The sequence below is a fragment of the Cyanobium sp. Lug-B genome (assembly GCF_024345635.1).
GTDB lineage: Bacteria > Cyanobacteriota > Cyanobacteriia > PCC-6307 > Cyanobiaceae > Cyanobium > Cyanobium minutissimum.
Window position 1 is genome coordinate 20,245 of record NZ_JAGQBM010000037.1, and the last position, 7,246, is coordinate 27,490.

At 73.0% G+C, this 7,246-nt stretch carries 10 protein-coding genes; 5 read left to right on the forward strand and 5 right to left on the reverse strand.

What is annotated here, in order from left to right; all coding sequences use genetic code 11:
- Positions 1 to 12: 12 nt before the first annotated feature.
- On the reverse strand, positions 13 to 1,599 hold the full coding sequence (locus KBY81_RS10220; protein ID WP_254976423.1) for a DEAD/DEAH box helicase: 1,587 nt from the start codon (positions 1,597 to 1,599) through the stop codon (positions 13 to 15).
- A 96-nt stretch (positions 1,600 to 1,695) separates the two neighbouring features.
- Between KBY81_RS10220 and KBY81_RS10225 the strand changes: the two genes are divergently transcribed.
- A complete protein-coding gene (locus tag KBY81_RS10225) occupies positions 1,696 to 2,133 on the forward strand; it encodes an HNH endonuclease (RefSeq protein WP_094587030.1) in 438 nt (145 codons plus the stop codon).
- Here the strand turns inward: KBY81_RS10225 and KBY81_RS10230 are convergent.
- Positions 2,079 to 2,342, reverse strand: coding sequence for a hypothetical protein (locus KBY81_RS10230; protein WP_254976418.1), 264 nt, complete (start codon positions 2,340 to 2,342; stop codon positions 2,079 to 2,081). The two genes, KBY81_RS10225 and KBY81_RS10230, sit on opposite strands and share 55 nt — an antisense overlap.
- 35 nt (positions 2,343 to 2,377) lie before the next feature.
- Between KBY81_RS10230 and KBY81_RS10235 the strand changes: the two genes are divergently transcribed.
- Positions 2,378 to 3,313, forward strand: a complete 936-nt coding sequence (locus tag KBY81_RS10235) for an SDR family NAD(P)-dependent oxidoreductase (protein WP_254976419.1) — start codon at positions 2,378 to 2,380, stop codon at positions 3,311 to 3,313.
- Here the strand turns inward: KBY81_RS10235 and KBY81_RS10240 are convergent.
- The gene (locus tag KBY81_RS10240) at positions 3,271 to 3,453 is read right to left on the reverse strand and encodes a hypothetical protein (protein WP_106222162.1); all 183 of its coding nucleotides are present in this window, start codon (positions 3,451 to 3,453) and stop codon (positions 3,271 to 3,273) included. The two genes, KBY81_RS10235 and KBY81_RS10240, sit on opposite strands and share 43 nt — an antisense overlap.
- A 27-nt stretch (positions 3,454 to 3,480) precedes the next feature.
- Here KBY81_RS10240 and pdxA point away from each other — a divergent pair, with 27 nt between their 5' ends.
- On the forward strand, positions 3,481 to 4,509 hold the full coding sequence (gene pdxA, locus KBY81_RS10245; RefSeq protein ID WP_106222164.1) for a 4-hydroxythreonine-4-phosphate dehydrogenase PdxA: 1,029 nt from the start codon (positions 3,481 to 3,483) through the stop codon (positions 4,507 to 4,509).
- On the opposite strand, the gene accB is transcribed toward pdxA, so the two are convergent.
- Both accB and efp read right to left on the reverse strand, forming a co-directional pair.
- Positions 4,496 to 4,990, reverse strand: a complete 495-nt coding sequence (gene accB / locus KBY81_RS10250) for an acetyl-CoA carboxylase biotin carboxyl carrier protein (protein ID WP_254976420.1) — start codon at positions 4,988 to 4,990, stop codon at positions 4,496 to 4,498. The genes pdxA and accB overlap by 14 nt on opposite strands.
- A 5-nt stretch (positions 4,991 to 4,995) precedes the next feature.
- On the reverse strand, positions 4,996 to 5,556 hold the full coding sequence (efp, locus tag KBY81_RS10255; RefSeq protein ID WP_015109877.1) for an elongation factor P: 561 nt from the start codon (positions 5,554 to 5,556) through the stop codon (positions 4,996 to 4,998).
- 111 nt (positions 5,557 to 5,667) lie between these two features.
- On the opposite strand from efp, the gene KBY81_RS10260 reads away from it, so the two are divergent.
- Together KBY81_RS10260 and KBY81_RS10265 are read left to right on the forward strand one after the other, a co-directional pair.
- A complete protein-coding gene (locus KBY81_RS10260; RefSeq protein ID WP_254976421.1) occupies positions 5,668 to 6,771 on the forward strand; it encodes a peptidylprolyl isomerase in 1,104 nt (367 codons plus the stop codon).
- The coding region (locus tag KBY81_RS10265) for a thiamine-monophosphate kinase (RefSeq protein ID WP_254976422.1) at positions 6,764 to 7,246 on the forward strand (483 nt) is incomplete at its 3' end. The genes KBY81_RS10260 and KBY81_RS10265, both read left to right, overlap by 8 nt.

The window sequence follows — 7,246 nt, forward strand, 5'->3', positions numbered from 1 at the left end:
GCCGGCTCCGACTCAACCGCTCTCCAGCCACTGGCGCACCAGCGCCGGCAGGGCCCGCTGGCGACGCAGGCTGTCCTGGCCCTGCAGCAGCAGGGAGATCCGCTCGGCCTTGCTGGCGATCAGGTCGTCCACCAGCCGGTCGGCCACACCCAGCTGCAGCCAGTGGCTGGTGAGCGCCGCCCCCATGCCGATCCGGTGGCAGCGGTCCTCCGCCTGCTCGGCGTCGCCCGGGGTCCAGGGCCGCTCCACCAGCACCACATGCCGGGCCCGGTGCAGGGTGAAGCCGAGGCCGCCGGTGCCATAGGTGGCGATCAGCACGGGGTTCCGGCCCGCCTGAAAGGCATCCACCAGCTGCTGCCGCCGCCGCGGCGGCACGGCGCCCACCAGGGGGCCCCCGTCCCCCGGCCGGCCGAGCTGCCGGTGCAGCGCCAGGGCGGTGGCCACAAAGGCCGTGAACACCACCACCGGCTCGCCGGCCGCCACCAGGTCGGCCACCAGCGAGACGGTGGCGTCCAGCTTGTGGTGCGAGGCGATCTGGCGCAGGGCCGTGAACACGGCCAGGGCCTCGGCGTCGCGGCGCACCTCGCCGGCCATGGCCCGGCGGCGGTAGTCGTCGATCCGCCCCTGCAGGGCCCGCTCGAAGGCTTCGGCGCCGGCAGGATCGAGGCTGACGGACCGCTCGAGCCGCCGCTTCGGGGGCAGGTCCAGGCACTGGCCCTTGCGGCGATGCAGCACCAGGGGCCGCACCAGCCGCTGCAGCTCCTCCAGCTGGCTGGCGCCACTGGCCTGCCAGATCCGCCGCCCCCCCTGCTCCCGCCAGTGCCCCTGGCAGTAACGCTCCTCGAAGTGGCGCTGGTCGGCCGCCAGGGGATGGCCGATGGCGGCCAGCAGGGGAAAGAGCTGGACCGGCCGGCCGTTCTTCATCGGCGTGCCGGTGAGCAGCCAGATCGCCCGCAGGCGCGGATGGCGGGCCAGGCGCAGGAAGGCCTGGGTGCGAGCGGCCTGGAGCGACTGGGCGAAATGGGCCTCGTCGGCGATCAGCACCGTGCCGGCGGCCGGCAGTTCGGCCGGCAGCCGGGCCCAGCTGTGCAGCTCCAGGCGCAGTCCCAGGGCCGCCGCCTCCTGGCGCCAGTGGTGATGCAGCCCCGCCGGGGCCACCACCACCAGCCGGCAGTCGGCCAGGCGCACCAGGGCGCGGCCGGCCACCAGGGCACTGAGGGTCTTGCCGAGACCCATGGCATCGGCCAGCACGGCGCCGCGGCGGGCCAGAAGCCAGCGCACCGCCAGCCGCTGGTGGCGGAACAGCCGGCGGCCGTCGGGGAGTTCATCGGCGGCGGCCGCCGCCGCCACCAGGGCCCGGTGGGGGGGCAGCGGCGGCAGGGGCTGGCCCAGCCAGCCGAACCAGCGGGCCAGCTCCGGGGTGAGCGGGAAGCGGCCGGCGCACTGCTGCTGCAGCGCCGCGGCCGCCTCGAGGGGGAACTGCCAGCAGCCGCGGCGGCTGAGCCACTGGCCCCGGGGGCGGATGGCCCGCAGCTGCGCCTGGGTGACCGCGTCGAACGGACTGACCACCTCGATCAGACCCGAGGCGCCCAGGCGCATCTGCACCAGGGGGGTGGCCAATGCGGCAAAAAGCAATCATGAACACATTGACACCCGGGACGCTGAGGGCAAACTTCCGCCAACCGAGGCGCGCTGATGCAGGCCAGGGATGGAGTCTTTCTCGAAGACCTCTGCCCCAAGCTGCGAGCGCGTCGATGGCGACAGTCGCTGCACCGGATGACGGGCCGCCGCTGCCTCTACTGCGGTGAGGCGTCGGAATCCATCGACCACGTGCATCCGCTCAGCCGCGGCGGCCAGAGCATCACCGAGAACTGCGTGCCGGCCTGCCTGGGCTGCAACGGCCGCAAGGGGGACAGCGATGCGTTCGTCTGGTACCGGAGCCAGCCCTTCTACGACCCGCGCCGGGCGATGGCCCTGCGGGCCTGGACCGACGGCGATCTGCGCCTGGCCCTGCGCCTGCTCCAGTGGGTGGCCCCCGCCGAACCGGAGACGGCCACGGCCGCCGAAGCGGAGGTGACTCACCAGACGCGGCAGGCCTCCACGCCGTTGTGGCGGTGGCAGATGGCCTCCTGATCGAGGGGCTGCTCCGGCGCCAGCACCACGGCCCCCAGCAGCAGCGCCATGGCCAGCAGCAGCGGGGCGGCGGCGCGGTGGTGGCGCGCCGGGGCCCGATGGCCGCGGCCGGCGAACGGCTGGTCGAGGGCCCGCTCGAAGGGGCGACAGAGGGGGCGGGAGGGCGCGGGGCCGACAGGGAGACTGGCACCGAACGACGAGGTGGTCACGGGATGGAGAAACGGACAGTGATACAGATGTACTGATGACGGCAGATTCTGTCAACCCGGGGGTCGACGGCGGCCGGATCGACCACCCGGCCCTGCCCGCGGCGGCCGCGGCCATCGACCGGATGCTGGTGCTCGGCGGCGGCTACACCGGCCGCCGCCTCGCCCTGGCGCTGGAGGCGGCCGGCGTGCCGGTGCTGCTCAGCCATCGCCAGCCGGCGCCGCCGGGCGACGACCGGGGCTGGCTGCACTTCGATCCCGACCAGGGCGCCCTGCCCAGCCAGGCCGACCTGGCCGGGGTCAGCCACGTGCTGGTGACGATCCCGCCCGATGCCGGCGGCCGCGATCCGGTGCTGGAGTCCCTCGAGACCCGCCTGCGTCAGCTGTCACCGGTCTGGGTGGGCTATCTCTCCACCACCGGGGTCTACGGCGACACCGGCGGCGCCTGGGTGGACGAGACCAGCCCCACCCGGCCGCTGCTGGAGCGCAGCCAGGCCCGGCTGACCTGCGAGCAGGCCTGGCGCCGCAGCGGCCTGCCGGTGCAGCTGCTGCGGCTGCCCGCCATCTACGGCCCCAGTCGCAACCCGATGTTGAGCCTGCGCAACGGCACGGCCCGGCTCATCCACAAGCCCGGCCAGGTGTTCTCGCGGGTGCACGTCGACGACATCGTCGGCGCGGTGCTGCACACCATCGCCCTGTCCCCCGAGGCCAGGCCCGACACCCTGATCCTGGCGGACACCTTCCCCTGCCCCTCCAGCGAGATCCTGGGCCTGGCCGCCCATCTGCTGGGCTGCCGGCTGCCGGACGTGCAGCGCTTCGACGACGTGGCCGCGGCGATGGGACCCATGGCCCGCAGCTTCTGGAGCGAGAATCGACGGGCCAGCAGCCGGAGGCTCAGGGACGACCTCGGCTACCGCCTGCTCTACCCCACTTACCGGGAGGGGTTGGCGTCCTGCAGCGGCGACTTCTTCTGAGCGCCGAAGATCGAAGGATCGATCAGGGAGGACAGGCCCGTGTCCTTGCCCATCTTCTCCCAATCCACCACGACCCAGCTGTTCCGGAAGGCGAGTCCCCCACCCAGCAGCAACAGGCCCAGCACCAGCAAGCGGACCATGAACCGACCCCGACAGCGCCCGATGGCATGAAAACTACTGCGGATCGCCTCGTCATCGCCCTGGGGGATCCCGCCGGCATCGGCGCCGAGGTGACCCTCAAGGCCCTTGCCCGGCCCCGGCCCGCCGGCCAGGAGGTGGTGCTGGTGGGCTGCGGTCGCTGGCTGCGGGAATGCCACCGCCAGCTGCTGGCCCGCAGCGACGCTCCCCTGGCTGACCCGGAGGCGTTCGCCCTGGTGGACATCCCCCTGGAGCAGCCGGTGGTCCCGGGGGTGAGCAGCCCCGCCGCCGGTGCCGCCAGCTTCGCCTGGCTGAGCGAGGCCGTGGCGCTGGTGGGCGCCGGCGGCGGTCGGGCCCTGGTGACGGCCCCGATCGCCAAGGCCAGCTGGCAGGCGGCGGGCCATGCCTACCCGGGCCAGACCGAGCGGCTGGCGGAACTGACCGGCGCCAGCGACGCCGGGATGTTGTTCACCGCCGTGGCTCCCGCCGGCGGCTGGCGGCTCAACACGCTCCTGGCCACCACCCACATCCCCCTGACGGAAGTGAGCGCCCGGCTCGGCCCGGAGCTGGTGCACCAGCGGCTGGAGGCCCTGCTGGCCTTCTGCCGCCGCTTCCGCAGCCGCCCGCGGCTGGTGGTGGCGGGCCTGAACCCCCATGCGGGGGAGGGGGGCCACCTGGGGCGCGAGGAGCAGGACTGGCTGATTCCCGCCCTGCAGGAGTGGCAGGGCCGGCATCCGGAGGTGCGCCTGGAGGGGCCGGTGCCGCCGGACACCTGCTGGCTGGAGGCGGCCGCCGCCTGGAGGGGCCAGGGCGAAGGGGCGGACGGCTACCTGGCGCTCTACCACGACCAGGGGCTGATCCCGGTGAAGCTGCTGGCCTTCGACGCCGCCGTCAACACCACCCTGGGCCTGCCGTTCCTGCGCACCTCCCCCGACCACGGCACCGCCTTCGCCATCGCCGGCCGGGGCATCGCCAGGGCCGACAGCATGGCGGCGGCGATCCAGACCGCCTGGGAGCTGGGCCCGCCCCCGGAGGCGTTCGCCCTCAGCCGGCCTTGATCCGCATCAGCACCTGGCCGAATTCCACCGGCGTGCCGTTCTCCACCAGGATTTCCACCACCTCGCCGCTGAACTCGCACTCCAGCTCGTTCATCAGCTTCATCGCCTCAAGAATGCAGACGGGCTGGCCGGCGCTGATGCGGCTGCCCACCTCCACGAAGGGGGCCTCCCCCGGAGCCGAGGAGCGGTAGAAGGTGCCCACCATCGGCGCCGTGACGGCCTGCAGATCACTGCGCACGGAAGCGGCGGGCGGCGGGGGCGCCGAAGGCCCCGGGGCAGGCGCGACCGCGGCCGCAGGGGCGGGAGCCGGCGGTGGGGCCCCGGCGGGAGCCTGCACCATTGTGACCGTCGCCGGCGCGGGGGCCGGCAGGTTTCGGCGCCCCTCCAACCGGAAGTCGTCGCCTTCGAGCCGGAGTTCCTGGATGTCACTGTCCCCGAGCAGGGCCAGCAGCTGGCGCAGTTGGTCGTGATCGAGCTGCATGGCGATCAGGACTCCCGGCCCAGATAGCTGTCGGTGCGGGTGTCGACCTTGATCTTCTCGCCGATCGTGATGAACAGGGGCACCATCACCTGGGCACCGGTCTCGACGATGGCCGGCTTGGTGCCGCCGGTGGCGGTGTCGCCCTTGACGCCGGGGTCGGTCTGGGTGACCTCGAGCACCACTGAATTGGGCAGCTCCACCTCCAGGGGCTTGCCGTTCCAGGAGACGACGCTCACCTCCATGCCTTCCTTGAGGTACTTGCGGCCGTCACCGATCTGCTTGGCGGTCAGGCGGGTCTCCTCGTAGGAGGCCATGTCCATGAAGACGTAGTCATCGCCTTCCATGTAGGTGTGCTGGAGGGTCGACTTCTCCAGCAGGGCCTGGGGCATGGTCTCCCCGGCGCGGAAGGTCTTCTCCACCACGTTGCCGCTCTGGACGCCCTTGAGCTTGGTGCGCACGAAGGCCGAGCCCTTGCCGGGCTTGACGTGAAGGAATTCGACGACGCGCCAGACCTGGCCATCCAGCTCAATCGTTGTGCCGGTGCGAAAGTCGTTGCTGGAGATCATTCCGGCGGATCGGATCGGGGGATTGTACGTCTGGCTACAGGCCCACCTGCGGACGACGGCGGCGGAGGCCCGGGCCGGTTGTGCCAAAGTCCAGGCAGTCACAGGGGAAGCATGGACCGGCGACGCAGGCGCATCGGGTTCACCACCACGCTGGCCGCCCGGCTGGGGGCCGCCCTGACCCTCGTTCTCACCCTGCTGCTGGCGGTCCCCGCCGCCTGGGCCTACCTGCCCCAGGGCAATGCCGTCAGTGATCCCACCGCCCTGCTGCGCAACGCCCTTCCCATGGAGCAGGGCGACCTGCAGGGGCTCCAGCACCGCCTCGAGGACACCAGCGACGACCTGCGGGCCAAGCGCTGGAGCAGCCTGACCGGCTCCGTCCGCCGGGCCGAGTCCCAGCTCGGCGGCAGCCGGGAGCGGATCCTGGCCAGCTTCGATGCCGCCGACCGGCCCACCGCCGAAGCCCTGCTGGCCGATACGGCGGTGCATCTGCAGGAGCTGGCGGCCGCCGGTGAGGCCCAGGACCGGGACCGGTTCCTGGCCGCCCGCCGGGAGGCCCTCGCCGACATCGGCCAGGCCGAGGCCCTGCTGGTGGGGCCCTTCCCGTTCACGATTCCCGCCGAATTCGACGGGCTGCCGCGGCTGCTGGGCCGGGCCACCGTGCGGCTCACCACCACCAAAGGCGACCTGACCACCGTCGTGGACGGCTACAACGCCCCCCTGACCGCCGGCGCCTTCGTGGACCTGGTGCAGCGCGGCTTCTACGACGGCCTGCCCTTCAACCGCGCCGAGGACTTCTACGTGCTCCAGACCGGCGATCCCGCCGGCCCGGCCACCGGCTACGTGGATCCGGTCAGCAAGCAGGAGCGCACCGTGCCCCTGGAGATCATGGTGCCCGGCCAGGAGGCCCCCTTCTACAACCAGACCTTCGAGGACCTGGGGATGTTCAAGGCCGAACCGGTGCTGCCCTTCGCCAGCAAGGGCACCCTGGGGTGGGCCCACTCCGACGAGGCCCTGGGCGACGGCTCCTCCCAGTTCTTCCTGTTCCTGTTCGAGCCCGAGCTCACCCCGGCGGGCCTCAACCTCATCGACGGGCGCTATGCCGCCTTCGGCTATGTGGTGGACGGCTTCGACGTGCTCGAGGAGCTCACCGCCGACGACGGCATCGTCAAGGCGACGGTGGTCGAGGGGGCCGACAACCTGCGCCCCCATGCCTGAGGGGCCCACCCTGGCGCAGCTGGGGGAAGGGGAGCTGATCCGGCGCCTCGGCGCCTTCGCCCCCCCGGGGCAGTTCGACGATGACGCCGCCCTTCTGGGAGCGGCCCAGCTGGGAGCGCACCCGGCGGGGGATCCGCCGCTGGTGCTGAACACCGACGTGCTGGTGGAGGACGTCCACTTCAGTGCGGCGACGATGGGGGCCGCCGATGTGGGCTGGCGGGCGGCGGCAGCCAACCTCTCCGATCTGGCGGCCATGGGCTGCCGCGGCGCCGTGGGCATCACCGTGGCCCTGGTGGCCCCTGGGGACACGCCCTGGGCCTGGGTGGAGGGGGCCTACGGCGGCATGACGGAGCTGCTGGCGGCCCATGGCGGCGTGCTGCTCGGGGGCGACTGCAGCGGCGGCCGCCAGCGCCTGCTGGCCGTCACCGCCCTGGGCCGGCTCCCGGCGGGGGGCGGCCCGATCCGCCGCGGGGAC